Genomic DNA, 26,406 nt, shown 5'->3' with positions numbered 1-26,406 from the left:
CGGGTCCCTGGCTGTCGAAAATCCGTTGCCGCTCGACACGGAAAACTGGCTTACGCATCACGCCCAGAATGACAACCGCGAACGAGGCGGCCACACGCCCCGCTCCCCCCTCACCCCATGAACTGCCCGCCATTCACCTCGATCACCTGCCCCGTCATGTAGCCCGATAGCCTCGCGCTCGACAGAAACAGATAGGCCGGCGCGCAGTCTTCCGCCGTGCCGAGGCGCTTCATCGGGATCGCGGCGGCGGTGGCTTCGAGCTTTTCCGGCGAGGAATAGCGGCGGTGGAAATCGGTCATGATCGTGCCGGGCGAGACGGCGTTGACCCGGATGTGGTCCGGCGCCAGCTCGCGGGCCAGCGCCCGGGTCCAGGTGGAGATGAAGGCCTTGGACGAGGAATAGAGCGAGGAGCCCGGGCTGCCGCCGACGATCGCCGAGATCGACGAGGTGTTGACGATGGCGGCGCCGCCCTCGGCCTTGCCGCCTTCCTTCAGCGCCGGCAACAGCGCCGTCGTCAGCGCCACCACCGAGCGGACGTTGAGATCGACCACGGCGTCGAATGCTTCGGCATCGACCTCGGCGGCCGGGATGCGGCCGATCATCGTGCCGGCATTGTTGACGAGGCCGTCGAGCCGGCCGTCGAGCTTTGCGAGGATCGATCCGGCAAGTTTCTCGCCGCCGTCCCTCGTGCCGAGGTCGGCGATGAGAAGGTCGAGGCGGCCTCTTTCGTCGTCGGACAGACCGGAGAGGACGCCGTCTTCGGCATGGTCCAGCGTCCGGCCGGCATGGGCGATCACCCGCGCGCCGGTCCGAAGGAAGCCGCGCGCCACCGCCGCGCCGATGCCGCGCCCGGCGCCGGTGACGACGACGGTCTTGCCGGAAAACAGCGCCGGGTCGAAACCGATCATCGCGTCACTCCATCGATCCGGGGGGCGGAGGAGCGAACACCCGTCTCCTGCCGCCGAAACATCGCTACGACGCCGGCGACGGCGGTGAGCAGCCAGCCGGCGATGAGCATCGTGCCGCCGGTCGGCGCGGCATTGGCAAACAGCGAGGCGCCGGTGGCTGCCCGCATGGCGAGATCGCCGGAAAACAGGACGACTCCGACCATCATCGCGGCGCCGGCAAGGCCGAGCAGACGCGGCGTGCGGGGAAGGACCGCGGCAACGCCGAGCAGTGCCGGGGCGTGGATGAGCGCCATGGAGGCGGCGATCGCGACGAAGCGATCGCCCTCGGCGACATGGGCCGCCAGCGCAGCACCGGCGACGCCCGCCGCGCCGAAGAGCCCGGCAAAGACGATGAACAGCCCACAGAGGACGCGTATTCCGCTCGCCGACATCTCAGTCTTCCCGTTGGCGGAACGGCTCGAGGTCCTCGTTCGAGGCGAGATGGGGGTCGGCGGGCGTATTCGATTCACCCGTCGTCACGGAAAGCTTCGGCATCTCGTCGAGGACGGAGCCCGGCCACATCTTGTAGCCGACGGCATAGGCCGACTTGGCGAGAAGATGTGCCGAAAGCGGCGCGGTCAGCAGGACGAAGGAGATGGCCGCAAAGGCCCGCAGGGTCTCCGGACCGCTGTCGGAAACCAGCGCCAGCGCCAGCAGCATCATGCCCGACCCGACCGAACCGGCCTTCGAGGCGGCATGCATGCGGGTGTAGATGTCCGGCAGGCGCAAAAGGCCGAGGGCGGCGATTGCCGCGAAGCCGGCGCCGGCGACCACCAGCGCGCCAGCGAGGATGGTGAAAACCGTGTCGATCAACGCTCCGCTCCTCTTGAGGCGATGGCGCCCTCTCCGGATTCGTGCGGGTCGCCGTCGATCTTCCGGACCTCCTTCTTCTCGCCATCATCCGCCGTCTTGCCCCGGGCCAGGATGAAACGGGCGAAGGCAACCGTTGCCAGGAAGCCCACCAGCCCAAGAGCGATGGTGATGTCGACATAAAGGGTGAAGCCGGTGTCGATGCCGAGGACGGCGATGAAGCCGATGGCCACCGAGGTCAGCATGTCGAGGCCGAGAACCCGGTCCGGCAGCGTCGGGCCCTTGATGATCCGGATGATCGTCAAGAAGAAGGCGAGGGCGAGCAGCGCCAGCGAGACGTCGAGGCAGACGTCGAGAAAGGTCGTTGCGAAGTCGGTTCGGTTCATCGGAACGCCTCGAGAATTTTCCGCTCGAAGCCTGAAGCGATCTCGGCTCTGGTGCCCTCCGGATCGGAGCAATCCAGCGCATGGACATAAAGCGTCGAGCGATCCTCGGAGACGTCCACCGAGAGGGTGCCGGGCGTCAGGGTGATGAGATTGGCGAGCAGCGTGATCTCGAAATCATCCTTCACCTGAAGCCTGTAGGCGAAGATGCCGGGCTTCAGGTCCATTTTCGGCGACAGCACCGTCGCGGCGACGCGCCAGGCCGACTTGAAAAGTTCCGACAGGAAAAGCAGAAACAGCGCCCCGATCCGGAAGATGCGGCCGACATAGCCGACCGTGCCGATTTCCCGGCGGATCAGATAGAGCGACGCGGCGCCGAGAAAGAAGCCGAAGCCGAGGTTCAGCAGCGTGAACGAGCCGGTGACGATCGTCCAAACGAAGGCGAGGACGATGTTGATCAAAAAGAGGGTCACGACGCACCTCCGAAGACCGAGCCGACATAGGCTGCCGGATCGACGACGCCACGCGCGGCAACCTCCGTCAGCGTCACCAGCCATTGCGGCGAGACACCGGCCGCGACGACGAACACCGCGAGGATGAGCAGCGGCAGGATGGACAGAAGCGGCGATGGCTGGCCCGTCGGCCCGAAGTCCCGGGCGCCTGCCAGGGCCGGCTCCGGCGCGTCGCGCCAGAAGGCGAGCGCGAAGACCCGGGCGCTCGCCACCGTCATCAAAAAGCCGGTGAGGAGGATGACCGCGCCGAGCCAGGGAAGGCCCGACTGGAAGGCGCCGCGCACCAGGATCACCTTCGGCCAGAAGCCGGAAAACGGCGGCAGGCCGGAAACCGCGAAAAGAAACACCAGCATCAGCGCCGCGAGCCCGGGAGCCCGGCGCCACAGCCCTCCCATGCCGCGCAGCGACGACGAGCCGGCAATGCGCGCCGCCGTGCCTGCGGTGAGATAGAGCGCGGTCATCACCACGATCGAGTGGAGGGCATAGAACACCGCGCCGGAGAGACCGACGACGAGGTTCGAGGTGCCTGTGACGAGTGGCGCAGCGGATCCCGTGGTCGCGGCAGCGCTCATTCCGCCGTCCGTCCCCGTCGCGGCGCTCGCCGCCGTTGCCAAGGCTTCCCCCGCCCCGCCCGTCTCGGTCAGCGCCAGGCCGGCGAAGATCGTGCCGATGCCGGCGATGACGAAGTAGTTGAGGAGCCGCCTGAGATCGCTCTGCGCCAGCGCGCCGAAAGCCCCGACCAGCATGGTCAGCGCCGCGACCCAGCCGATGATCGTCGCAAGGTCGGCATGCTGGGCCGGAAACAGCATCAGCACCATGCGGATCAGCGCATAGACGCCGACCTTGGTGAGCAGCCCGGCAAACAGCGCCGACACGACGAAACGCGGCGTGTGGTAGGAGGCCGGCAGCCAGAAGTTCAGCGGGAAGGCTGCCGCCTTCATGGCGAAGGCGATGAGGAAGAGCACCGAAATGGTGAGCAGCGCACCGTCATCCTCGAAGCGGCCTGCCTTGCCGCTGATGTCGGCCATGTTGAGCGTGCCGAACAGGCCGTAGAGATAGCTGATGGTGATGAGGAACAGCGTCGTCGCGACGAGATTGAGGAAGCAGTACTTCGTCGCGCCGTCGAGTTGCTCATGCTCCGAGCCGAGGATCAGAAGACCGAAGGAGCCGATCAGGAGCACCTCGAACCAGACATAGAGATTGAAGACGTCGCCGGTGAGGAATGCGCCGGAAACGCCGCCCATCATCAGGAACAGGAACGGGAAGAAACCATAGCGACGCTCCGTCCGGCTGATCGAGAAGGTGGCGTAGATCGTCGCCGCCAGCCCGACGAAGCCCGCCGTGGTGACGAACAGCGCGCCCAGCATGTCGACGGTGAAGGCGATGCCGAAGGGCGGCTTCCAGTTGCCCATCATCATGGTCTGCGGGCCTTCCAGCGCGACCTTGAGGAGCAACAGAACGTCGATCGCAAAGAGCGCGAGGAAGCCTGGAATGGCGAGCCAGGGGTGCCAGTCGATGCGCTTGCGCAGCATCAGGAGCACCGCGCTGAACAAAAGGCAGACGGCGACGGGCGCGACGACGAGGTAGTCGATCGGCGCCAGGGCGCCCTCCACCATCGCTTCGGCTTTCAAGGCTGCAAGATCGGAAGGTCCGGCCATCGGTTCTCAGTATCCCAGCGGTGGCGGGCCGTCGTCCTCGGGCTCGGCGACACGCATCTGGTCGGTGTCGTCCGTCCCGAGGTCCTGATAGGCGCGATAGGCGAGCACCAAAAGGAAGGCGAAGAAGGAAAAGGAGATGACGATCGCCGTCAGGATCAGCGCCTGGGGCAGCGGATTGGCGACGTCGGTGAGCGGCGTCTCGGCGCCTGCCGGCACCAGCGGCGGCGCGATCGAGGAGACGCGTCCGGCCGTGAAGATCAAGAGATTGACCCCGTTGCCGAGCAGGACGACCCCGAGCAGCATGCGAATGATGTGTTTGGACAATAGAAGGTACAGCGCCACGGTGAACAGGCAGCCGACGACGAGGCAGAGGGCGGTTTCCATCAATCGGTGTCCCGTTCCTCGAGGGCGAGGGCGATCGACGTGATGCCGCCGACGACGACCAGATAGACGCCGATGTCGAAGAGCAGCGGCGTCGACAGCGCGACCTCATTGCCGAAGAAGACCGGGAAGATCCACAGCCCCGTCATGAAGCCGGTGCCGGCGAACAGCGAGAACAGGCCGGCGACGACGGCGAAGAACAGGCCCGCGCCCGAGATCGCCATCGGATGGAACCACAACGCCCGGCGAACCGCCACGACCCCGCAGGCGATGCCGTAGATCGCGAAGGCCGAAGCGGCGATCAGGCCGCCAATGAAGCCGCCGCCAGGATCGTTGTGGCCGCGCAAGAGCACGAAGATCGAGAACAGCACCATCAGCGCGGTGAGATAGGGCGCTGTGAAGCGGAAGATGACCGTCCTCATGGCGTCGTCTCCATCGGGTCGGGCTGAACATCCGTTTTCCCGCCAGCCCGGATGCGGATCAGCGCGAGGATCGCGAGGCCCGCGGCCATGACAACGGCAAGCTCGCCCATCGTGTCGACGCCGCGGAAGTCGACGATGATGACGTTGACGATGTTGTGACCGTGGGCGATCGGATAGCTGTATCTCTCGAAGAAGTCGGACAAAACCGGATCGAAGGGCCGCTGGACGATCGACAGCAGGAACAGGCCGAGGCCGGCGCCGCCCGCCAGGGCCAGCGCCGCATCGGGAAGCGTCTCGCGCATCGGCCGGTGGTCGGCCGGCGAGAGTTTCAGCCGCGTCATCACCAGAGCGAGGATGACGACCGACAGCGTCTCGACCATGAACTGGGTGAAGGAGAGATCCGGGGCGCCCAGAAGAATGAAGAGAAGCGCGATCGAAAAGCCCTGGATGCCGAGCGAGACGATCGCCGTCAGCCGGTTCTTGGCGATGACGACGGCGAGAATGCCGACGAGAATCAGCGCCAGAACGATCCACTCGTAGAAATACAATGTCGGCATGGAAGGCTCGGCCGGCAGGGCCCCACCGAGGATCATCGGGGCGAACAGCCCGGCGGCGATCACCATGACGGTGACCGTCATGTAGTAGTCGAGCCGGCCGGACTGCAGGCGGCTCGTCACGAAGAAGGAGAAGCGCAGGAGCCCGCGCATCGCCTGATCGAAGCCGTGATCCGGGCCCCAGCCGATCGCCGACAGGACGCGGCTCGTCGCCGTCCGGATGGCGTTGGAAGCGAGATAGATCACGATGCCCAGGACGATCGTCGCGAGCGACAGGGCGAATGCGAGGTTGAGATGGGGCACCCACGAGATGTCGATCTCGACCGGCGCGCCGACTGCAGCGCTCGCCATCGGGACCGAGAAGAGCTGGTGGTAAGTCTCGTAGAACAGCGCGCCGAGAAGGCCGAGAACGCCAAGGACGAGCGGGCCCAGCCAGATGGTCGGCGAGCCTTCGTGCGGATGGTGGATCGTCTCGGGCAGCTTGCCGACGAAGGGCTTCAAGGCGACGATGAAGGCGGCGGCGAACATCAGCGCGTTGCCGAGGATCGCGGCGGCCATCAGCGCGACGTGATAGGCGTCGCCATGTTCCAGCGCGTGGTAGATCTCCTCCTTGGCGAGGAAGCCGACGAAGGGCGTGATGCCGCCCATCGACAGCGCGCAGAGGAGCGCAGCGGCAAAGGTGATCGGCATGTGTTTGGCCAGGCCGCCGAGCTTGCCGATCTCGCGGGTATGGGCGCCGTGGTCGACCGAGCCGGCGACCATGAAGAGCCCGCCCTTGAACAGCGAATGGGCGATCAGATAGAGCACCGCGGCGATCAGCGCGTATTCGGTCGAGACGCCGATCAGCATGACCAGCAGCCCTAGCGAGGACACGGTCGTATAGGCCAGCGTGATCTTGATGTCCGTGGCGCGGACAGCCAACAGCGCACCCATGACGAGTGTGACCGCGCCGAAGAGCGGCAGCACCGTCGTCCACAGCGCGGTGTCCCCGAGCGCCGGCTGCGTGCGCAAGAGCAGGTAGATTCCGGCCTTCACCATCGTCGCCGAATGGAGGTAGGCCGAGACCGGCGTCGGCGCTTCCATGGCGTTGGGCAGCCACACGTGAAACGGCATCTGCGCCGACTTGGTGAAGGCGCCGCACAGGACGAGGACGAAGATCGGCAGATAGTACTGGCTGTCGCGCAGCGCGTCGCCCGCGGCGAGGATCTCGCTCATCGAGTTGAGCCCGGCGACCTCGCGGATCAGGATGAAGCCGGCGAGCAGCGCCAGACCGCCGCCCCCGGTGATCGCCAGCGCCTGGATCGCGCCGCGCCGCGCCTTTTCCCGCTCATGGTCGAAGCCGATGAGCAGGAAGGAGGTGATCGAGGTCAGCTCCCAATAGACGAACAGGGTCATCAGATCGTCGGCGAGAACGAGGCCGAGCATCGCGCCCATGAACATCAGGATGAAGGAGAAGAACCGACCCTGGTCGCGGTGACCGGCGAGATAGCCGCCGGAATAAAGCACGATCAGCGTGCCGATGCCGGTGATCAGCAGCGCGAATGTCGAGGCAAGGCCGTCGATGCGGAAGGAGAAGCGGACGTCGAAGGCGGGGATCCAGTCGTAGCCGAAGGAAACCACGCCCCCGCTGGCGATGGTCGGCAGGAAGGAGAAAAGGAGCGCGAAAGCCGCCGCCGGCGCAAGCGCCAGGATCCAGCCCGCATAGGCCCCGAAGATCCGCTTCAGGATCGGCGCGAGCGCTGCGGCGATGAATGGCAGGGCAAGGGCCAGGGTTCCTCCGGTCGTCGCCTCGATTTCCGCCATTCGCCGTCCTAGTCCTTCCCTCGCGACGACCGGGCGCGCTGACGCCGGATCGGATCCTCCGTTCTATAAGAACCGGCAAAGCCGGGGGCAAGGACGGCAGCGACGCCGTGCGTACAGAATTGGCCTGGCGACGGTCTCAGACTTGCGCAGCGCCGGCGGACGGATTAGGTCCGGAACGGGCTCGCGCCGCGATTTGCCGACAATTCTGCAAGGGTTTCGTCACCAATCTCTCGGCGTCTGCTCGCGGCGGGGCGGCGGCCCTGGCATGTTCCAGGAAATTGCGACGATCGCGGCGCGATCCGACCCGCCTGCCTTTTCGACGACACGCGTGGAAGCCTCTCACAATGAAACGTTTCGCTCATCCTGCCGAACTTCCCAAGCCGCCGCTCCCCGAGCAGCGTCCCTTGAGCGATACGCGTCACGGCCGCGAGCGGCGCGATTCCTATGCTTGGCTGCGGGCGGACAACTGGCAGGAGGTGTTCAAGGACACGGGGCTTCTCGACCCGGCGATCCGCGCCCATCTCGAAGCGGAAAACGATTATCAAAAAGTCGTCATGAGCGGGACGGAGACCCTGCGCGAGACGCTGGTCAAGGAAATGCGCGGGCGAATCAAGGAAGACGATTCCTCCGTTCCCGCCCCCGACGGCCCATTCGCCTACGGCATCGCCTATGAGACCGGCGCCGAACATCCACGCTTCATCCGCGTTGCACGCGGGGGCGGCGCCGAGGAGGTGCTGCTCGATGCGCAGGTCGAGGCGGCGGACCGCCCGTATTTCTCCCTCGGCGGCGCCAGCCACTCCGGCGACCATCGCTGGCTGGCCTATGCCTATGACGACAAGGGCTCGGAGTTCTACACGCTCAGGGTCCGCGATCTTCAAAGCGGCGAGGACCTTGCCGACGTCATCGAGGATACCGGCGGCGGTGGCATCTGGTCGGCGCGGTCGAACGGCGTCTTCTATACGCGACTGGATTCGAACCATCGGCCGAGTCGGGTGTTCTTCCACAGGCTCGGCGACGGCCCGGCCGAGGACGCGCTGATCTACGAGGAGACCGATCCCGGCTTCTTCATGGGCGTCGGCAAGACCCAGTCGGGCGAGTTCGTGGTGATCGACATCCACGATCACGAGACGTCGGAATGCTGGCTGATCCCCGCCGCCAACCCGGCGGCCGAGCCGCGGCTTCTCGCCGAGCGCGAAACGGGCGTCGAATACGACGTCGACGAGGGCGGCGGCCGGCTCTACATCCGCACCAATGCCGACGGAGCCCACGACTACAAGATCGTCGTGGCGCCGGTCGACGCGGTCGGCCGGGGCGAGTGGACCGACTACGTCCCGCACGAGGACGGCCGGCTGGTCCTCGACCATTTCGTCCTGAAGAACCACCTGATCTGGCTGGAGCGCCGCGAGGGCCTGCCGCGCATCGTGGTGAAACGTCTTTCCGATGGTGCGGAGCACGCCGTCGACTTCGCCGAGGAGGCCTATTCCCTCGGCCTGTCGGGCACCTACGAATTCGACACGACGGCGATCCGCTTTTCCTATTCCTCGCCGACGACGCCCTCCCAGACCTATGAATACGACGTCGAGACGCGCGAGCGGACGCTTCTGAAGACCCAGGAAGTTCCCTCCGGCCACGATCCCGAGCGCTATGTCACCCGGCGGATCTTCGCGCCGGCGAAGGACGGCGAGAGTGTGCCGGTGACGCTTCTCTACTCAAAGGCGACGCCGCTCGACGGCTCGGCGCCCTGCCTCCTCTATGGCTACGGCTCGTACGGAATCACCATCCCGGCGAGCTTCAGCACCAACATCCTGTCGCTGGTCGACCGCGGCTTCGTCTATGCCATCGCCCATATCCGCGGCGGCAAGGACAAGGGCTTCCGCTGGTACGACGCCGGCCGCCGGCGCAACAAGGCGAATACCTTCACCGACTTCATCGCGGCGGCCGATCATCTCGTCTCGGAGGGCTTCACCTCGCACGACCGGATCATCGCCGAAGGCGGCTCGGCCGGCGGCATGTTGATGGGCGCCGTCGCCAACATGGCGCCGGAAAAGTTCGGCGGCATCGTCGCCATCGTCCCCTTCGTCGACGTCCTCAACACCATGCTCGACGACACCCTGCCGCTGACCCCGCCGGAATGGCCGGAGTGGGGCAATCCGGTCTTGTCCGGCGAGGACTACGAGGTGATCGCCTCCTACAGCCCTTACGACAACGTCAAGGCCCAGGCCTATCCGCCGATCCTCGTCCTCGCCGGTCTGACCGATCCGCGGGTGACCTACTGGGAGCCGGCGAAATGGGTGGCGCGGCTGCGCGAGTTGAAGACCGACGACAATCCGGTGCTGCTGAGGACCAACATGGATTCCGGCCATGCCGGCGCATCGGGGCGGTTCTCGAAGCTCGAGGAGGTGGCGTATGTCTACGCCTTCGCGCTGCGGCTGATGGGGGTGACGGAGTAGTCTGAGCTTCGGCGAACGACGGCTCGGCGTGCCGGCAGGTCCGCGCAGCAAGGTCTCCGCAGGATTTCAGAGAGTGCCCCGTCCCGATCGTTGCCCGGCCGTCGTCACGGCGTGCGACCTTCGGCCGGGAGCGTCTTGGCGTCGTGGAGGCGTCGCCATTCCCGCATGTAGAGATCGCGCTCCTCGACGAGGTCGCGCGGATCGACCTGCGGCGGCTTCGACAGGAAGCCGGCCTCGAAGAGGTGCCGGCAGCAGGCTTCGGAATCGATGAGATGCGGGCTCATCAGGCCGCTCGTCGAGGGCAGCGGGTTGAGGGCCGCATAGATGTAGAAGCTTTCGTAGGAAGCGAACGCCTGGTCGATCGCCGGGAATGTCGGCGGGATCGTCCCGCCCCGGCAGAGATAGGCGACCTTCTCGGCCTGGCGGCAGTAAAGCACGTTGTGCATCGCCGAACCGGTGCAGCCGACGATTTCCCGGGCATTGGCGAAGGCCGCGATCTGTTCCGGCAGCGTCGCCCGGGTTGGGTCGAGGACCGCGAAACCCTCCCTGCGCAGCACGTTCTGCACCGTGCGTTCGCCGAAGACGGCGCCGACCCCCTGTCCTCGCGAGACATAGAGCCTTTCCGGCCCGCTCTTCCCCCTCGATCCTTCGGCGATCTGCTGGAACGGCAGTGTGAAGCTGCGATGCACCCCGCCTCGCTCCATGGCGGCCGCCTGCGGGACGATCAGCGAGCGGACGCGGACGCCTTCGGCGCCGTCGAGGAAGACAGGCCTGATGCCGAGCAGCGAGAAGAAGCGCTGCGCATAGTCCGGAACCTCCGGCTGGACGGTCTGGAAGATCACCGGGCCCTGATAACGGTTGAGCGCCACCCACCAGAGCCGCGCGGTGCTCTCGATCATGAAATGTCCGAAATGGGGAAGAATGTAGCCGCCATAGACGGCTTCGGCGCATTCCTCGGAGCTCGCGACCGGCAGTTCGTCGTAGCTGCGGACGATCTCCCGGATCCCGCCGCCAGCCGGCCGTTGCAGCCCGGTTCCAGCGATCATCGTGCCATCCGCCCGGTATGCCCCCGCAGCCATTTCAAGCGGCCACATCACGTCGATCCGGGCCGGCGGCACGAAGCAGTTCTCATAGACAGAGACGTCGGGATCGGGCGTCGGCACATCCTGCCGGATGCGGGCGGCCTCGCGCTCGGTGACGGTCCCAAGCGCCTGGCGTCCCGATCCACCGCCGCCGTTTCCGGCACGAGATCGGCGCCGAAGGCGCGACAGCAATCGGGGAGGCGTGAAAGCGCGAGACGAAGACCACATAGGCCGGACCTATCAGATCTTCCTGGCGGGTGCAGGGGGCTGGCTGCGCGGCATTGTGGCCGGAGGGCGGGAACTGCGCCTGCGACGGCCGGCATAAGCCGGTTCGTCGCAGGCGTGCAAGGAAAGACGCTGGAGCCCTGCCGGTTCCCGTCAGACGCTCCCCCCGGTAGATTTGGCGATCTTCAGGCGGACGATCCGACCTTGAGCCCCATTACCGCGAACCGCTTCTTTCCGTCCGTCCAGACCTCGTCCAGCGACCAGCCGGCCTCCTTGGCCAGCGCCGCCAGCCCCTCGACGTCGTATTTGCGCGAGTTTTCCGTGTGGATCGTCTCGCCCTCTTCCATCGCAAACCGGCGACCGTCGATCGAGAAGGTCACGGGCTCGCGCGCCACGAGATGCATCTCGATCGCCGAGGTCGCTTCGTTCCAGCGGGCCTCGTGGGCGAAGCTCTCGACCGGAATGTCGGCGCCGAGTTCCCGGTTGATCCGCGTCAGGATGTTGAGGTCGAAGGCCGCAGTCACACCCGCCGCGTCGTCATAGGCGGCGATCAGCGTCGGGATGTCCTTCTTCAGGTCGCAGCCGAGGACGGCGACGCCCCCCTCTCCGACATGCCGGCGCATGCGCTTCAGGAAGGCCAGCGCTTCCGCCCGGTCGAGATTGCCGATGGTGGAGCCCGGAAAGAAACCGCCCCGACTGCCAGCCTCCGGCAGGTCGCCCGGCAGATCGAACTCCTGGGTGAAGTCGGCGGTCACCGGCTCCACCGCGAGATCCGGAAAGCGCTCCCGTATCCGCTCGGCAGAAGCTGCGAGGAAATCGCCGGAGATGTCGATCGGAACGTAGAGGCTCGGCCGATCCAGGGCTTCCAGCACGATCTCGGTCTTGATGCCTGCCCCGGCGCCATATTCGAGGATCACCGCCTCGGAACCGAACAGCGCGGCGATCGCGCCGGCATTCTCCTGAAGAATGCCGGTCTCCGTGCGGGTCGGATAATATTCCGGGGCCTGGGTGATCTCCTCGAACAGCTCCGAGCCGCGATCGTCGTAGAGCCAGCGAGCCGGCAGGGTCTTCTGCTGCGGTTTGGCGAGCCCTGCGTGCACGTCGCGGTGGAAGGCCTCGCGCTGCTGCGCCTCGGTGTCGGTCTTGTCGAGCATCTCAGGCGTCCTCCGCCAGCCGCAGCCCGGAGAACTGCCAGCGGGCATCCGGCGGGAAGAAGTTGCGATAGGTGGCGCGAATGTGCCCCTCCGGCGTGACGCAGGAGCCGCCGCGCAGCACGAACTGGCCGCACATGAACTTGCCATTGTATTCGCCGACGGCGCCTTCCACCGGCTTGAAGCGCGGATAGGGCGAGAACGGGCTGCGGGTCCACTCCCAGACGTCGCCGAACATCTGGCGCAGGGTACCGTCGCTCGACGGCCCCGCCGGCTTCGGACGCAGGCGTCCAGACCCGGCGAAGTTGCCGTCCATGGAAAGGCCCGCCGCCGCGTTCTCCCATTCGAACTCGCTCGGCAGCCGCTTTCCGGCCCAGGTGGCGAAGGCGTCCGCCTCGAAATAGGACAGGTGCGTCACGGGCGCATCGCGATCGACGGGCTGGGCGCCGCGCAGCGTCATCGTCCACCATTCGCCGTCGCGTTTCGACCAATAGAACGGCTTGTCCCACTTGTTGGCGAGGATGTCCGCCCATCCGGCCGAGAGCCAGAGCAGCGGGTCGCGATAGCCGCCATCCTCGATGAAGGCGATGAACTCGCCATTGGTGACGAGCCGGTCGGCCAGCCGGTAGGGTTCGAGCAGCGCCCGGTGGCGCGGGCCTTCGGAATCGAAGGCGAAGCCCTCCCCGTCATGGCCGATCTCGACGATGCCGCCGTCGAAGGAGACGAAGCGCGCCTCGCCGGGCTCGGCTCCGACGCCGAGCGGCTGCGGGTCGCGGTAAGCCGGCTTTAGCGGGCTCTGGGCGAAGAGATGCAGGATGTCCGTCAGGAGCAGCTCCTGATGCTGCTGCTCGTGGTGACAGCCGAGCTCGACGAGTTCGGCGACCGTCGGCGAGGCGCCGCGATCGAGCAGCGTCTCGACCGCCGCGTCGACATGGTCGCGATAGGCGTAGATCGTGTCCAGATGCGGCCGGGTGATCATGCCGCGCATCGGCCGCGGCTGGCGCTCGCCGATCGTTTCGTAATAGGAGTTGAAGAGGTAGTTGAAGCTCTCGTCGAAGACTTCGTAGCCGGGAAGATTCGGCTTCAGCACCATGGTCTCGAAGAACCAGGTGGTATGGGCGAGGTGCCATTTCGCCGGGCTCGCGTCGGGCATCGACTGCACCGTCGCATCGGCGTCCGAGAGTGGCGCGCCGAGTTCACGGCTGGTGGCCCTGACATGCTTGAAGCGCTCGGACACAGGCGAGGCTTGGGTGAGAGAATTTTGGCTCAGAGGCTTTTGGGAAAGCTTCGACATATCGGACCTCCTCGGTCGATGGCTGCGTCGATGTCTGGTCGTCGAAGTGGTTCACATCACTGACGATCGCGTCGGAGGTGGCACTTAGCCCGACGGCTTGTCATGGCAACGACGTTCACAAATGTTCTATCGGTCGAGCCGCGCGACCAAATCACGCAGGATCCGCGAGGGTTGGACCTCATGGGAGAGAAATGCGCTCAGCCGATGCGGTAGAATTCGCTGGCGGTGCCGCCGAAAATGCGGGCCTGGTCCGCGTCTGACAGATGCGAGACGAGCGACAGCGCGGTCTCGTACCAGGTCTCGTATTCGCATCTGAGGCGGCAGACCGGCCAGTCCGAGCCCCACATCACGCGATCTACGCCAAAGACCTCAATGACATGGTCGGAGTAATAGGCGAGATCCTCGCGCCGCCAGTCATCCTTGGCTTCGGTGACGAGGCCGGAGAGCTTGCAATAGGCGCCGGTGCCGCTGGCGAGCCGGGCGATGCCGCGGGCCCATTCGTCGAAGCTCTCGGGGCTTTCGTCGGTGATCATCGGCTTCAGGCAATGATCGAGCACGACCCGCATTCCGGGATAGCGGGCGAGCAGCGCGGAGAAGTATTCGATGTGGCGCGGAAAGCCGAGGGCATCAAAGGTCAGGTCGAGGTCGCAGATCGCCCGGAACGCCCAGTCGAGTTCCGGCCGCAGCATCCAGCCGACGTCGGAAATGTCCTGGATCATCGGCCGCAGCCCGAGAAACTTCGGATGGGCGGCGAGGCGCCTCAAGGTGTCGATCTCTTCGGGCCGTTCGAAGTCGATCCAACCGACCACCCCGGCGACGTGATCGGTCGCATCGGCGAGGCCGAGGAGATATTCCGTCTCCGCCGTCGTCGGCGCCGCCTGGACGAGGACGGTGCGCTCGACGCCGGTCGCCGCCAGCGCCGGGGCGAGATCGGCCGGAAGATAAGGCCGCGAAAGGACGGGGTCCTCCGGCGGCAGCCAGCCGTAATCGCCGCGGGCGGGATGCCAGAAATGCTGGTGGGCGTCGATCTTCGTCAGTGTTCGCCCCTTCGTTTCATCATGTCCGTCGCGGCACGGCGAGGCCCGCCGCGCCGCCGCTTTTCGACCTTGCCGCGCTCCGGCAGGACGGTGCGACGGGATGTCCTTGTGACGCCGGATCGGCGGAGATGCAACCGCGCCCCGCCCGGTCGGCCCGGATCGGGGGCGCGAGAGGCGGCTTTCGCCCCGGCGCCGGAAGCCCTTACGCGCCGGCGCCTTCGGCCGCCGCTCCGGTGAGCTGGCGCCATTCGGCCACCGAGGCGGCCGCGGCCAAAGCGAGCAGCCGCGTGTCGCCGGAGACCGTCGTCAGGTCGAAGCCCCAGCCGACGGCGCGCGCCGCATAGTCCGGCGAGCCGCAATGAAGCCCGGCCCTGATGCCGTTCGCCTTGGCGACGGCGGCGATGCGCTTGATGCTGGCGACGAGATCCGGATCCTCGGGATCGAAGCCCGGGGCGAGCCGGCCGTCGGTCGTGCCGAGGGCGAGATCCGACGGCCCGACATAGAGCCCGTCGATGCCCGGCGTCGCGGCGATCGCCTCGACGTTTTCAAGGCCGGCCTTCGTCTCGATCATGGCAAAGGCCAGAACCTCGTCATTGGCCGAAACCCCGTAGCCGGGATGGGCTACGGCCGCCCGCGTCGGGCCGTAGCTGCGGGTGCCGCGCGGCGGGTAGCGCATGAAGCTGGCGAACTCGGCCGCCTCCTCGGCGGTGTCGATCATCGGGCAGATGATGGCCATGGCGCCGGCATCGAGCGCCTTCATGACGATGCCGGGTTCGCGCCAGGGCACCCGCACGATCGGCGTCACGGCCGAGCCGCGCATCGCCTGGAGCATCGGCAGGGCGCCGGAATAGTCGAGCGCGCCGTGCTGCAGGTCGATGGTCAGGCTGTCATAGCCCTGCCCCGCCATGATCTCGGCGACGAAGGGGCTGGCGATCGACAGCCAGCCGTTCACCGCCGGTCGCCCTTCGTCCCAGAGTGCCTTCAACCGGTTTCTGAACATTGCCGCTCTCCCACTTCCGTTCGATCGTTCGCCCCGGACGAGCCGGCCACCGGCGCATCCGCCGGCCGCCCTCGTGGGCGCACCGCCGCGAAGATGCCGCGTTCGGGCGCGAACCGCCAGCCTCATCCGCATCGAGGAAGCCGCGATCACGCATATCGCCTGCCGAATCCAGACAGTTCGCGACTCAATATTCATCAGTTTTTATAGTCGCGATGATTAACTGCCGGAGAAGCCGACATTCGCGCAGTCGTCGAAGAGGCCGGGTTACCCGCGCATCGGGCCCTCGCATCGCAATCCGGCGCCACGAGCGACCATCGCAACGGAGCACGAAATGCAAGCCGCCGATCTGGCCCACTCGGCCAATGGGACGACGGGCTCGCTCCGACTCGCCGAAATCCTCGCCGCGCTCTCCAAGGCACTCGATCTGACCGAGGGGCAGCCGCCCGGCCATTGCATCCGCTGCTGCTACATCGGCATCCACATCGCCCGGACCATCGGCCTCGACGCCGTTCGAACCGGCGAACTCTACTACACGCTGCTCCTGAAGGACCTTGGCTGCTCGTCGAATGCGGCGCGGATCTGCGAGCTCTATCTGACCGACGACATCGGCTTCAAGAAGAGCTTCAAGGAGATCGACGACAGCCTCGCCCATGTCCTGCGCTTCGTCCTGCAGCAGACCGGGCTGAAGGCCGGGCTCGCCGAGCGTTTCAGGGCGCTCTCCAACATCGTGCGCAATGGCGGCGCGATCGCCCAGGAGCTGATCGAGACCCGCTGCCGGCGCGGCGCGGCGATCGCCCGCAAGCTGCGCTTCGGCGAGCCGGTGGCCGACGGCATTCGCAGCCTCGACGAGCATTTCGACGGCGGCGGCCGGCCACAGGGGCTGACGGGAGAGGCGATCCCGCTCTATTCCCGCGTCGCGCTGCTCGCCCAGGTCGCCGACGTGTTCTTCCGGGTCGGCGGCATCGCGGCGGCGCTCGCCGAGGTGAAGGCCCGTTCGGGCAGCTGGTTCGATCCGGCGCTGGTCGCGGCCTTCGAGAGCCTCGCCGCCGATCAGGCCTTCGTGGCAAGGCTCGGCGAGGACGACCTGTCGGAGACGGTTCTTTCGCTCGAACCCGCCCAGGCGCGCCGGGCCGTCGACGAAGACTATCTCGACGACATCGCCGAAGCCTTCGCGGAAGTGGTCGATTCCAAGAGCCCCTATACGAGCGGCCATTCGGAACGGGTGGCGCTGTTCACAGACATGATCGCCGAGGCCATGGGCCACCCGCCCGAACACCGGCGCCGGCTGAAGCGGGCGGCGCTTCTCCACGACATCGGCAAGCTCGGCATTTCCAACGCCATTCTCGACAAGCCCGGCCGACTGAGCGAGGCGGAATTTGCCGAGATCCGCCGGCATCCGGTCTATTCTGAGGAGATCCTGTCGAAGATCGGCGCCTTCTGCGAACTCGCCCTCATCGGCGGTCGCCATCATGAGCGCCTCGACGGCACGGGCTATCCGCTCGGCCTTTCCGGCGATGACATCGGCCTCGACACGCGCATCGTCACCGTCGCCGACATTTTCGACGCGCTGACCGCGGATCGGCCCTACCGGCCGGCCATGCCGCTGTCGAAGGCCCTGGCGATCCTCGACGAGGGGACGGGCACGATCGTCGACGGCGCCTGCGTCGCGGCCTTGCGCCGGGCGCTCGCCCGTCTCGACGAAGAGCGCAGCGCGGCCTGAACCGCGATCCCGCCGCGACGCTCGACGCCATCCTCAGGCGGCGTCGTCGATCGTTTCGACCACGACGTTGTCGTTGGTGTAGATGCAGATCTCGGCGGCGATCTTCATCGCCTTGCGGGCGATCGCCTCGGCGTCCATGTCCATATCGGCCAGGGCTCTGGCCGCCGCCAGCGCATAATTGCCGCCCGAACCGATCGCCATCAGCCCCTGTTCCGGCTCGAGCACGTCGCCTGTGCCGGTCAAGGTCAGGGTGACGGAACGGTCGGCGACGATCATCATCGCCTCGAGACGCCGCAGATACCGGTCGGTCCGCCAGTCCTTGGCGAGCTCGACGCAGGCGCGCATCAGCTGGTCGGGATATTGTTCGAGCTTGCCTTCCAGGCGCTCGAGCAGGGTGAAGGCGTCGGCGGTGGCGCCGGCGAAACCGGCGATCACCTGGCCGCCCTTGCCGATCCGGCGAACCTTCTTGGCATTGCCCTTGATCATGGTGTTGCCGAGGGAGACCTGGCCGTCGCCGGCGATCACCACCTTGCCGCCCTTGCGGACGGTGACGATGGTCGTGCCGTAGATCTTGGCCGGGTCGTGCTGTTCGAAATTCATGGCAGATCCTCTTGCAGGGCCGACTTTGGAGAGATGGCACTGGGCCATGCGCGTGGTCGCTTCCCCGTTCGCTCCCCATGTGGGCGTCCACCGCTTTCTTGCCAAGCGAGAACACCGGCGAGCGGGCGGTTTTTGCGTCGGTTTTGCGACAGACGGCTTTCCACCCGCCGCATTCCAGCGTAGAAGCCAAGGAAAATGAAATCCGTGTTCAGGGGCAGGAACATGGCTCACACCGCCGGGCGGCGCGACGGCGTGGTCGAACGTGCGACCAAGGAAACCAAGGTCAGGGTCCGGGTCGATCTCGACGGCACCGGTCGCTCGACGATCGCGACCGGCGTCGGCTTCTTCGATCACATGCTGGAGCAGCTGTCGCGTCACTCGCTGATCGACATGGACATCGCCACCGAGGGCGACCTCCACATCGACGACCACCACACCGTCGAGGATACCGGCATCGCCATCGGCCAGGCGATCCGCCAGGCGCTCGGCGAGCGGCGCGGCATCCGCCGCTACGCCTCGCTCGACCTCGCCATGGACGAGTGCCTGACGCGCGCGGCGATCGACGTCTCCGGCCGGCCCTTCCTCGTCTTCAAGGCCGAGTTCTCCCGGGCGAAGATCGGCACCTTCGACACCGAGCTGGTGCGCGAATTCTTCCAGGCGCTGGCGCAGAATGCCGGCCTGACGCTGCATGTCGAGAACCTCTACGGCGACAACGCCCACCATGTCGCCGAGACCTGCTTCAAGGCGGTGGCGCGGGTGCTCGGCCAGGCGATCGAGATCGATCCGCGGCAGGCGGACCTCGTTCCCTCCACCAAGGGGCTTCTGGCATGAGGCGGGGGCTGCGGTCATGAGCCGCTACGTCGTCTTCGAACCGCCGGAGGCCGTGGGGCCGAGCGAGGCGGCGATCTTCCTGCGCGACCGCTTTTCGTTCCTCGCCTTCGTCTTCACCTTCCTGTGGATGTTCCGTTACGGGCTGTGGCTCTCCGGGCTGGTGACGATCGCCATCCTCGTGGCGCTGAACGTGCTCGGCACGGTCCAGGGCTTCGAATTGAGCGCGGCGCTGATCTCGGTCCTCCTCGGCGTCCTTATCGGCCTCGAAGGGCCGAGCCTGCGGGCCGCTAGGCTGCGGCGCAAGGGCTGGAGCGACGTCGCCGCCTTCGAGGCGCAGAACACCGACGAGGCCGAACTGATCTATTATCACGCGACGGAAATTGCCCTGATCGAGCCTCCCGTTTCCTCGAGCACTCCGGTCGCACCGGCTCCATCGACGACGTCGGGCGAGCCGGAGGATCCGGCCGGCGGGGATCCAACATCCGAGCCGGACAAGCCGGCGGCCACCACCGCGCTCGTTCCGGCTTCTGCCGGCGAGGCCGAAGGGGCCGAACCGAAAACCGGACACGAGGTCGACCGGCGTGCCGATACCGTCGAGGCCGTGCCGGCAGACCCCGAAGCTTCGACCAAGACCGATCCGAGCGCCCGGCTCAAGGCCGAGCTGGAACGCACCATCAAGGTCGAGGGCTGGGCCGAGCGCTGGGACAAGCCGGGCGTCGAGATCGCCAGGCTGCCCGGCGGACGGCGCCAGCCGATCGGCAGGCTTTGACCATGCGGACATTCGTCATCATCGACTACGGCTCCGGCAATCTCCGTTCGGCCACCAAGGCGGTCGAGCGCGCCGCCCGTGAAGCCGGCAGCGACGTCACCGTCGCCCTCACCGACGATCCCGACGTGGTGCGCGCGGCCGACGGCGTGATCCTGCCGGGCGTCGGCGCCTATGCCGACTGCCGGGCCGGGCTGGCAGCCGTGCCCGGCATGGTCGAGGCCCTGCTGGAAACCGTCGAGACCAAGGCACGGCCGTTTCTCGGCATCTGCGTCGGCATGCAGCTGATGGCCTCGCGCGGGCTGGAGAAGAGCGTCACCGAGGGCTTCGGCTGGATCCCCGGCGACGTCGTCAGGATTACGCCCTCGGACCCGGCGCTGAAGATTCCGCAGATCGGCTGGAACACCATCACCGCAGGCCGGGAGCATCCGCTCCTCACCGGCATCCCGACCGGGCCGGAAGGGCTGCACGCCTATTTCGTCCATTCCTACCACCTCGCCGCGAGCGATCAGGGCATGGTCGTTGCGACCGCCGACTACGGCGGCCCGGTCACGGCGATGGTGGCGCGGGACAACTTCGCCGGCACCCAGTTCCATCCCGAAAAGAGCCAGACCCTCGGCCTGAGGCTGCTCGCCAATTTCCTCGACTGGAAGCCTTGAGGCCTTTCGGCCTGCGGAAGGTGATCGCAAGGCCGGAAGCGGCGGGTCGAGGAGATCGCGCCCAAGGACAGCGGCGAGGTCTCGAGCGAACTCGCCCGGAATTGCCGCCTACGCGGCGACATACGAACATGGCGCCGTTCCAAAGGTTGCTATAGGCTTTCCAGCCATGAGCGATCCCTCCCGCACCGACCATCCAGGCGTCCTCGCCCCGCCGCCGCTGATCTTCGGCCTGCCGCTGCTTCTCGGCCTGATCGTGCATTTTTCCGGCGCAGGGCTCGATTTCGGCCTGCCGCTCTGGCTGCGCCTCGTCCTCGGCCTCTCCGCGCTGGCGGCGGGAATCGTGCCGATCGCCCTCGCGCTCCTGCGCTTTCGCCGCGCCGGCACCAGCCCCGAGCCGTGGAAGCCCTCGACGGCGCTGGTCGTCGACGGCGTCTACCGCCTCACCCGCAATCCGATGTATCTCGGCATGGCCCTCGTCTATGCCGGGATCGCGATCCTCCTCGATTGCGCCTTCACCGCCGCCCTGCTCGTTCCCGCCGTCCTGACGATCCACTTCGGCGTCATTTTGCGCGAGGAGCGCTATCTCACCGCGAAGTTCGGCAAGCCTTATCGCGACTTCCTGCGCCGGAGCCGCCGCTGGCTCTGACCCATCGGCGCAACGTCCGGGCAGGAAGGGTCGGCCCTCGATGCGTGACGGACAGGAACGAAGGCCGGCGCTCGCAAGTTTGCCCGCCATGACGGGAAGGAAGAGGGATCGATGGCCCGGGAAATCGAGCGGAAGTTTCTCCTTGCGGGCGATGGCTGGCGGCCGCACGCCCATTCGGCCAAGCGCCTCGAGCAGTTCTACCTGTTTGCCGGCGAGGATCGATCCTGCCGGGTGCGCATCACCGACGGCGCATCGGCGAAGCTGACGCTGAAGACCGGGCGCGGCCTCAGCCGCGGGGAATTCGAATACGACATTCCGCTCGAAGACGCCGAGACCCTGCGCGACAGCGCCCTCGGCCGAGTCATCGAGAAAACCCGCCATCTGGTTGCGAACGGCCGTCACACCATCGAGATCGACGTCTATGAAGGCGCCCTCGACGGCCTCATCGTCGCCGAGATCGAGCTGACGGACGAGGACGAGAGCTTCGAGCACCCGGATTTCCTCGGAGCCGAGGTCACCGGGGACGAGCGCTACCTCAATCAGACGCTGGCGCTTCGACCCCAGGTCGAAACGCCCGAGCCCCATTGAACGAAGAGGTGGACCCGAAGTGGCCTACGAGATCCGTCCATCCCGCGCACTCGACGCGGAGTTTCGCAAGGCGGCCCTTGCCCAGATCGATCGGGCGCTGAACGACCTTCGGCAGGAAGAGGGCGACCCGCACGAAGCGGTTCACGAGGCCCGCAAGCGCTTCAAGAAGCTGCGCGGCCTCGTTCGCCTGCTCCGGCCGGCCGACGAGCACCTTTACGGCGAACTGAACGCCGCCTTCCGGGACGGCGCCCGCGGCCTGTCCGGTGTGCGCGACAAGGCGGCGCTGATCGAGGCTTTCGACGATCTCGTCGCCGGTTTCGACGACAAGCTCCGCGTCCGCTCCCTCGCGAGCGTCCGGCGCAAGCTGGTGGCCGAGCGCGACGGGGCGGCAGAGCACGAGGGCGAACTCGCCGACGCCGGCCGCCACGCGGCCCAGGCCCTCGAACAGACGCGTTCGAAGGTCGAGGCATTTCAGATCGGTGGCGGTCGCCACGATGCGAAGAAGGCCGGCCGCCTCCTCGCGGCGGGCGCGGGGAAGACCTATGCGCGCGCCCGCACCGCTTTGCGGCGCGCCGAAAAGACCCGCAAGGCGGAGGATCTGCACGAGCTGCGCAAGCGGGTGAAGTATCACTGGATGCATCTGCGCCTTCTGGCTCCAGCCTGGCCAGAGGCCTTCGAGGCGCCGATCGACCTTGCCAAGACGATCGCCGACGACCTCGGCCGCGACCACGACTTCGCGGTGATGCGGGCGGAGATCCGCGCCGATGCGAAGGCATTCGGCGACGAGGAGACCCTGTCCCTGCTCCTGGCTTTGGTCGACCGCAAGCAGAGCGAGCTGCGCGAGCGAGGCCTCGCCGAAGCCCGCCGCCTTCTGATCGAGACCGACGAAAACTTCGCCACGCGCATCGAGGCGCTCTACCGGCTGGCCGCGCGCGAAACCGGCTCCGCCATGCCCGCCGAGGCGCCGAGTGCGGAGCAGCGGGTGGCGTGACGCCACCCGCCTTCGATCCCCAGGGCGTCCCTCAGAGCATCGGCCGGCCGCCCGTTACCTCGATCACCGCCCCGGTGATGTAGGTGGCGTCTTCCGATGCGAGGAAGACGTAAGCGCCAGCGAGTTCGGCCGGCTGGCCGGCCCGGCCGAGCGGCGTGTTCCCGCCGAAGCTCTTCACCTTCTCCTCCGGCATGGTCGAGGGAATCAGCGGCGTCCAGATCGGGCCGGGTGCCACGGCATTCACCCTGATGCCGCGATCGGCGACCATCCGGCACAGGCCGGCGGTGAAGTTCTGGATCGCTCCCTTGGTCGTGGCATAGGCGAGCAGGCCCGGCGAGGGATCGGTCGAATTGATCGAGGCGGTGTTGATGATCGTGCCGCCTGGCTCCATCCGCTCCACCGCCCGCTTCGACAGGTAGAACATGCCGTGGACGTTGGTGCGGAAGGTCACGTCCCACTCGGTGGCGGAGATGTCCTCCGGCTTTTCGAAAGTCGCCTGGTGCGCGGCGTTGTTGATCAAGATGTCGAAGCGGCCGAACTCGTCGAACGCCCGGTCGATCAGGCCGTTGCAATAGGCTTCGTCCTTGACGTCGCCGGGAACGAGAACCGCCTTGCGGCCGGCCTTCTCGACCCATGCGGCCGTGTCTTTGGCGTCGTCGTGCTCGTCCCAATAGGAGATGATCACGTCGGCGCCCTCGCGGGCATAGGCGATGGCGATGGCGCGGCCGATGCCGCTGTCGCCGCCGGTGACGATGGCGACGCGGTCCTTCAGCCGGCCGTGTCCCTCGTAGCTCTCTTCGCCATGGTCGGGCTTCGGCGTCATCGCATCGGTGTGGCCGGGCATCGCCTGTTGCTGGGCGATCTGCTCGGGGCGCGGATAGCAGTTTCTGGGATCGCGGGGCATGGTTGGATCTCCTGATCGGATCGGGTTTCGACGGGACCGGGCATCGCTGGCCCGTCGCGGCGGCGCCGGCAGTCGGCGCTCCGGCTCGTCCACTGTCCTTTCCCATCAAGCCGGCGGCCGCGGCCCATGTTCCAAGCGGCGCGTCAGACAATCGCTAGCTGCGCATGCTTCTTCCCCCGACGACGGCATGGATCTGGATTGCATGTTGTCTCCGAATCATGCATGAACACGCACAATGTTGGATGACTCGGAGGTTCGAGATGCTGACCCGGGAAAGACAGGCCGCCATTGCCCTCCGCCTGACGCGCGACGGCAAGGTTCTGGCCGGCGAACTGGCTGCTGCCTTCGAGGTTTCGGAGGATACGATTCGCCGCGATCTGCGGGAAATGGCATCGGCCGGGCTCTGCGAACGGGTCTATGGCGGCGCCCTCGCCCGGACCTCCGCACCGCCTCCCCCGCCGCTGCACGAACGGGCAACGATCGCCGCGCCGCAGAAGAACGCTCTGGCCGCCGCGGCAGCCCGATATCTCGTCGACGGTGCAACGGTCTTCATCGACGCGGGCTCCGCCAATCTCGCCCTCGCCGCCCGGCTGCCGACCGACCGGCGGCTGCGGATCGTCACCCATTCGCCGGCCATCGCCCTCGCCGTTCCGCCGCGCCCCCAGCATCCGGTGACGCTGATCGGCGGGCGCTACGACGCCGAGACCGGCGCCTGCCTCGGCGCCGAAACCTTGACCGAGGTGGAAAGGCTGCGGCCGGATCTGCTCGTCCTGGGGGCCTGCGGCCTCGACGCCGTCGCCGGCGTCACCGCCTTCGATCCCGAGGACGCGGCGATCAAGCGCCGTCTCGTGCGCAGCAGCGTCGCGATCATGGTTCTCGCGACGGCCGAAAAGCTCGGCACCGTGGCACCCTTCTTCGTCGTCGGCGTCGAAGCCGTCGGGAGGATCGTCACCGAAGCGGCGGCGAAAGGTCCGGCCTTCGACGCTCTCGGCGAAACCGGAGCCGACATCGTCCTCGCCGGCCCGATCGGCCGCTGACCCTCACGCCCGTCTCCAACAGCTCCCTCACGCATCACCGATTCCGGATCCCGTCATGACCTTCGCCTCGCCGACCGTCCTCGGCCATTTCCCGCCGGCCCGCCGCGCCGTGGCGCTGGCCTTCTTCGTCAACGGCTTCGGCATCGGCAGCTGGGCGCCCGAGGTACCCATCCTCGCCGCCCGCCTCGACATCGGCGAGAAGACCATCGGCTTCCTGATCGTCGCCTTCGGCCTCGGCGGCATCCTGACGATGCCGCTGATCGCCAGAGCCATCGGCCGCCTCGGCTCGCGCCCGCCGATGCTGCTCACGCATTTCTTCGCGACCTTCGCCTTTCCGGCGCTGATCCTCGCCCCGGATCTTGCCTGGGCCTTCGTGGCGATCTTCCTGTTCGGCGCGATGTTCGCGGGCATGGACGCGGCGATGAACGCCAATGCCATCAGCCTCGAGCGTCACATGGATCGGGCGATCATGTCGTCGAGCCATGGCTTCTGGTCGGTCGGCGGCTTCGTCGGCGCCGGCGCCGGCGGACCGATCATCGCCGCCTTCGGCCCCGCCACCCATGCCACCGTCGTGGCGGCGGTCATCCTGGTCTGCTTCGGCTTCGTCTGGAAGATGGCCCGCGACGACCGCGCCGCCGCCGTGCAGACGCCGAGCGAAGTCTCGGCCGGGAAGACCGGTGCCGCGACGGGGGCTGCGGCAGTCGCCTACGGGCCGGCCGGCCTCTTCAGTGCCGTCGCCATCGGCCTCTTCGCCCTCGTCGCCATGCTGCCCGAGGGCGGCACGATCGACTGGAGCGCGCTCTATCTGAAGACCGAGCTCGGCGCCGACACGGCGACCTCCGGCTTCGCCCTGGCGGCCTTTTCCGCCGCCATGGCGATCTTCCGCTTTCTCGGCGACGACATCCGCAACCGGCTCGGCGCGGTGAAGACGGTGCGGCTCTTCGCCTTCGTCGCGGCCTGCGGGTTGCTGCTTGCCGGTCTTGCCGGCCACATCCTCGTCGCCCTCGCCGGCTTCGCGCTCGCCGGGATCGGCCTTGCCAACATCGTGCCGATCGCCTTTTCCGCCGCCGGCAACGTCAAGGGCCTTCCCGACGGCACGGGCATCTCGATCGCCACCGCCATCGGCTATTCCGGCGGCCTGATGGCCCCCTCGGTCATCGGCTTCATCGCCGAGCATGTCGGCCTCGCCACCGTCTATCTCGGCATGGCAGGGCTGCTCGCCATCGTCCTCGCCCTGTCCGGCATGATGGCGGGAGCGGACCGGGAGATCGCCGTCGATTGACACGCCTGCGGCCGGCCGCGGCGGAGGCGCCAGCCCCAACGCTTCGTCATTCTCGGGCCCCGTCCCGAGAATCCAGAGATCGTCGGGCGCGATCGGCTTCAGCTGCAGAAGGCGGAAGCGGCCGATGTTGCGGCGGGTGCCCCTGGCAACTGTGTTCATGCGAACGCCTTTTGGTCGCGTTGCATGGCATTGAGGACGACGAGCAGCTTGTGCGCGACGGCGGTGAGAGCGAGCTTTTTCGACCCCGAGCGATTGGCGAGAGCCTGATAGAAGTCGTTGAAGCGCTTGTTGGCACGGATGGCCCCGAGCGCTGCCATGTAGAGGGCGTGGCGGGCGCGCGCCCGGCCGCCTTTGATGTGGCGTTGGCCTTTGCGCGGCCCGCTGTCGTCGTTGTAGGGTGCAAGGCCGACGAGCGCGGTGATCCGCTTCGGCGAGGTGATGCCGAGTTCCGGCAGGATCGCCGCCAAGACGCTGGCGGTGACCGGTCCGACGCCCGGCGCAGACCGCAGTCGATCGATCGTCCGGGCGACGTTGGTGTCGCAGGATGCCTGGCTCTTGATCTCGGCTTCGATCGCGGTGATCCGCTCGTCGAGGAAGGCACAGACGCTGGCAATGTCCTCGGCAACGACAGGATCGCCGGCTGCCTCGGCCTGCTGGCGCTGCTTGGACCGCA

Annotated in this window: 27 protein-coding genes; 10 read left to right on the top strand and 17 right to left on the bottom strand. The window is 67.1% G+C overall.

Annotated features, from left to right (window positions below; genetic code table 11):
• Positions 1-110: 110 nt before the first annotated feature.
• The 9 genes from GTK09_RS04935 to GTK09_RS04895 are packed head-to-tail and all read right to left on the bottom strand — an operon-like array spanning position 111 to position 7,470.
• Positions 111-908: an SDR family NAD(P)-dependent oxidoreductase gene (locus GTK09_RS04935; RefSeq protein ID WP_163461515.1), complete on the bottom strand. Its 798-nt coding sequence runs from the start codon at positions 906-908 to the stop codon at positions 111-113.
• Positions 905-1,339, bottom strand: a complete 435-nt coding sequence (locus GTK09_RS04930) for a DUF423 domain-containing protein (protein WP_163461513.1) — start codon at positions 1,337-1,339, stop codon at positions 905-907. Before GTK09_RS04930 ends, GTK09_RS04935 begins: the two co-directional genes overlap by 4 nt.
• Before the next feature lies 1 nt (position 1,340).
• Entirely contained in the window at positions 1,341-1,760 is a 420-nt protein-coding gene (gene mnhG / locus GTK09_RS04925; RefSeq protein ID WP_163461511.1) for a monovalent cation/H(+) antiporter subunit G, read from the bottom strand.
• Positions 1,757-2,143, bottom strand: a complete 387-nt coding sequence (locus GTK09_RS04920) for a cation:proton antiporter (protein WP_163461509.1) — start codon at positions 2,141-2,143, stop codon at positions 1,757-1,759. Before GTK09_RS04920 ends, mnhG begins: the two co-directional genes overlap by 4 nt.
• Positions 2,140-2,613, bottom strand: a complete 474-nt coding sequence (locus GTK09_RS04915) for a Na+/H+ antiporter subunit E (protein ID WP_163461507.1) — start codon at positions 2,611-2,613, stop codon at positions 2,140-2,142. Before GTK09_RS04915 ends, GTK09_RS04920 begins: the two co-directional genes overlap by 4 nt.
• Positions 2,610-4,310: a proton-conducting transporter transmembrane domain-containing protein gene (locus GTK09_RS04910; protein WP_163461505.1), complete on the bottom strand. Its 1,701-nt coding sequence runs from the start codon at positions 4,308-4,310 to the stop codon at positions 2,610-2,612. Before GTK09_RS04910 ends, GTK09_RS04915 begins: the two co-directional genes overlap by 4 nt.
• Before the next feature lie 6 nt (positions 4,311-4,316).
• Positions 4,317-4,694: a Na+/H+ antiporter subunit C gene (locus tag GTK09_RS04905; RefSeq protein ID WP_163461503.1), complete on the bottom strand. Its 378-nt coding sequence runs from the start codon at positions 4,692-4,694 to the stop codon at positions 4,317-4,319.
• On the bottom strand, positions 4,694-5,113 hold the full coding sequence (locus tag GTK09_RS04900) for a Na(+)/H(+) antiporter subunit B (protein WP_163461502.1): 420 nt from the start codon (positions 5,111-5,113) through the stop codon (positions 4,694-4,696). Before GTK09_RS04900 ends, GTK09_RS04905 begins: the two co-directional genes overlap by 1 nt.
• The gene (locus tag GTK09_RS04895) at positions 5,110-7,470 is read right to left on the bottom strand and encodes a putative monovalent cation/H+ antiporter subunit A (protein WP_163461500.1); all 2,361 of its coding nucleotides are present in this window, start codon (positions 7,468-7,470) and stop codon (positions 5,110-5,112) included. Before GTK09_RS04895 ends, GTK09_RS04900 begins: the two co-directional genes overlap by 4 nt.
• A gap of 344 nt (positions 7,471-7,814) precedes the next feature.
• Here GTK09_RS04895 and GTK09_RS04890 point away from each other — a divergent pair, with 344 nt between their 5' ends.
• The gene (locus GTK09_RS04890) at positions 7,815-9,920 is read left to right on the top strand and encodes a S9 family peptidase (protein WP_163461498.1); all 2,106 of its coding nucleotides are present in this window, start codon (positions 7,815-7,817) and stop codon (positions 9,918-9,920) included.
• A gap of 104 nt (positions 9,921-10,024) precedes the next feature.
• Here the strand turns inward: GTK09_RS04890 and GTK09_RS04885 are convergent, their stop codons facing one another.
• The 5 genes from GTK09_RS04885 to GTK09_RS04865 all read right to left on the bottom strand — a co-directional run bounded on the left by GTK09_RS04885 (position 10,025) and on the right by GTK09_RS04865 (position 15,709).
• Positions 10,025-11,194, bottom strand: coding sequence for a glycosyltransferase family 61 protein (locus GTK09_RS04885; RefSeq protein WP_163461496.1), 1,170 nt, complete (start codon positions 11,192-11,194; stop codon positions 10,025-10,027).
• A 218-nt stretch (positions 11,195-11,412) separates the two neighbouring features.
• The gene (gene egtD / locus GTK09_RS04880) at positions 11,413-12,381 is read right to left on the bottom strand and encodes an L-histidine N(alpha)-methyltransferase (protein ID WP_163461495.1); all 969 of its coding nucleotides are present in this window, start codon (positions 12,379-12,381) and stop codon (positions 11,413-11,415) included.
• 1 nt (position 12,382) lies between these two features.
• Positions 12,383-13,672 carry an ergothioneine biosynthesis protein EgtB gene (egtB, locus tag GTK09_RS04875; RefSeq protein ID WP_163461493.1) on the bottom strand — a complete coding sequence of 430 codons (1,290 nt, stop codon included), beginning with the start codon at positions 13,670-13,672 and terminating at the stop codon, positions 12,383-12,385.
• 197 nt (positions 13,673-13,869) lie between these two features.
• Positions 13,870-14,700, bottom strand: coding sequence for an amidohydrolase family protein (locus tag GTK09_RS04870; protein ID WP_312869670.1), 831 nt, complete (start codon positions 14,698-14,700; stop codon positions 13,870-13,872).
• Between the two features lie 211 nt (positions 14,701-14,911).
• On the bottom strand, positions 14,912-15,709 hold the full coding sequence (locus GTK09_RS04865) for an HpcH/HpaI aldolase family protein (RefSeq protein WP_163461491.1): 798 nt from the start codon (positions 15,707-15,709) through the stop codon (positions 14,912-14,914).
• 331 nt (positions 15,710-16,040) lie between these two features.
• Between GTK09_RS04865 and GTK09_RS04860 the strand changes: the two genes are divergently transcribed.
• Complete coding sequence (locus GTK09_RS04860; RefSeq protein WP_163461489.1) at positions 16,041-17,429, top strand: HD-GYP domain-containing protein; 1,389 nt, start codon at positions 16,041-16,043, stop codon at positions 17,427-17,429.
• Between the two features lie 33 nt (positions 17,430-17,462).
• Here GTK09_RS04860 and hslV read toward each other — a convergent pair whose 3' ends face one another.
• Complete coding sequence (gene hslV / locus GTK09_RS04855; protein ID WP_163461487.1) at positions 17,463-18,029, bottom strand: ATP-dependent protease subunit HslV; 567 nt, start codon at positions 18,027-18,029, stop codon at positions 17,463-17,465.
• Between the two features lie 222 nt (positions 18,030-18,251).
• Here hslV and hisB point away from each other — a divergent pair, with 222 nt between their 5' ends.
• The 6 genes from hisB to GTK09_RS04825 all read left to right on the top strand — a co-directional run bounded on the left by hisB (position 18,252) and on the right by GTK09_RS04825 (position 22,510).
• On the top strand, positions 18,252-18,860 hold the full coding sequence (gene hisB, locus GTK09_RS04850; protein WP_163461485.1) for an imidazoleglycerol-phosphate dehydratase HisB: 609 nt from the start codon (positions 18,252-18,254) through the stop codon (positions 18,858-18,860).
• A 16-nt stretch (positions 18,861-18,876) separates the two neighbouring features.
• On the top strand, positions 18,877-19,629 hold the full coding sequence (locus tag GTK09_RS04845) for a DUF2628 domain-containing protein (RefSeq protein ID WP_163461484.1): 753 nt from the start codon (positions 18,877-18,879) through the stop codon (positions 19,627-19,629).
• Between the two features lie 2 nt (positions 19,630-19,631).
• On the top strand, positions 19,632-20,285 hold the full coding sequence (gene hisH / locus GTK09_RS04840) for an imidazole glycerol phosphate synthase subunit HisH (protein WP_163461482.1): 654 nt from the start codon (positions 19,632-19,634) through the stop codon (positions 20,283-20,285).
• 166 nt (positions 20,286-20,451) lie between these two features.
• Positions 20,452-20,931, top strand: a complete 480-nt coding sequence (locus GTK09_RS04835; RefSeq protein WP_163461480.1) for a methyltransferase family protein — start codon at positions 20,452-20,454, stop codon at positions 20,929-20,931.
• Positions 20,932-21,042: 111 nt separating this feature from the next.
• The gene (locus tag GTK09_RS04830; RefSeq protein ID WP_163461478.1) at positions 21,043-21,519 is read left to right on the top strand and encodes a CYTH domain-containing protein; all 477 of its coding nucleotides are present in this window, start codon (positions 21,043-21,045) and stop codon (positions 21,517-21,519) included.
• Positions 21,520-21,538: 19 nt separating this feature from the next.
• A complete protein-coding gene (locus GTK09_RS04825; RefSeq protein ID WP_163461476.1) occupies positions 21,539-22,510 on the top strand; it encodes a CHAD domain-containing protein in 972 nt (323 codons plus the stop codon).
• A 31-nt stretch (positions 22,511-22,541) separates the two neighbouring features.
• On the opposite strand, the gene GTK09_RS04820 is transcribed toward GTK09_RS04825, so the two are convergent.
• Positions 22,542-23,414, bottom strand: coding sequence for a glucose 1-dehydrogenase (locus tag GTK09_RS04820; RefSeq protein ID WP_163461474.1), 873 nt, complete (start codon positions 23,412-23,414; stop codon positions 22,542-22,544).
• Between the two features lie 260 nt (positions 23,415-23,674).
• Here GTK09_RS04820 and GTK09_RS04815 point away from each other — a divergent pair, with 260 nt between their 5' ends.
• Both GTK09_RS04815 and GTK09_RS04810 read left to right on the top strand, forming a co-directional pair.
• Positions 23,675-24,451 carry a DeoR/GlpR family DNA-binding transcription regulator gene (locus GTK09_RS04815; protein ID WP_163461472.1) on the top strand — a complete coding sequence of 259 codons (777 nt, stop codon included), beginning with the start codon at positions 23,675-23,677 and terminating at the stop codon, positions 24,449-24,451.
• A gap of 55 nt (positions 24,452-24,506) precedes the next feature.
• Positions 24,507-25,733, top strand: coding sequence for an MFS transporter (locus GTK09_RS04810; protein ID WP_163461470.1), 1,227 nt, complete (start codon positions 24,507-24,509; stop codon positions 25,731-25,733).
• Positions 25,734-25,888: 155 nt separating this feature from the next.
• On the opposite strand, the gene GTK09_RS04805 is transcribed toward GTK09_RS04810, so the two are convergent.
• On the bottom strand, positions 25,889-26,406 hold a 518-nt coding region (locus tag GTK09_RS04805; RefSeq protein ID WP_163461469.1), incomplete at its 5' end, for a transposase.

Origin of the sequence: Jiella pacifica (genome assembly GCF_010500815.1) — a bacterium.
GTDB classification, from domain to species: Bacteria; Pseudomonadota; Alphaproteobacteria; order Rhizobiales; family Rhizobiaceae; genus Jiella; species Jiella pacifica.
The sequence above is the reverse complement of the archived record's forward strand: the minus strand, read 5'-3'. Positions and strand labels throughout refer to the sequence as shown.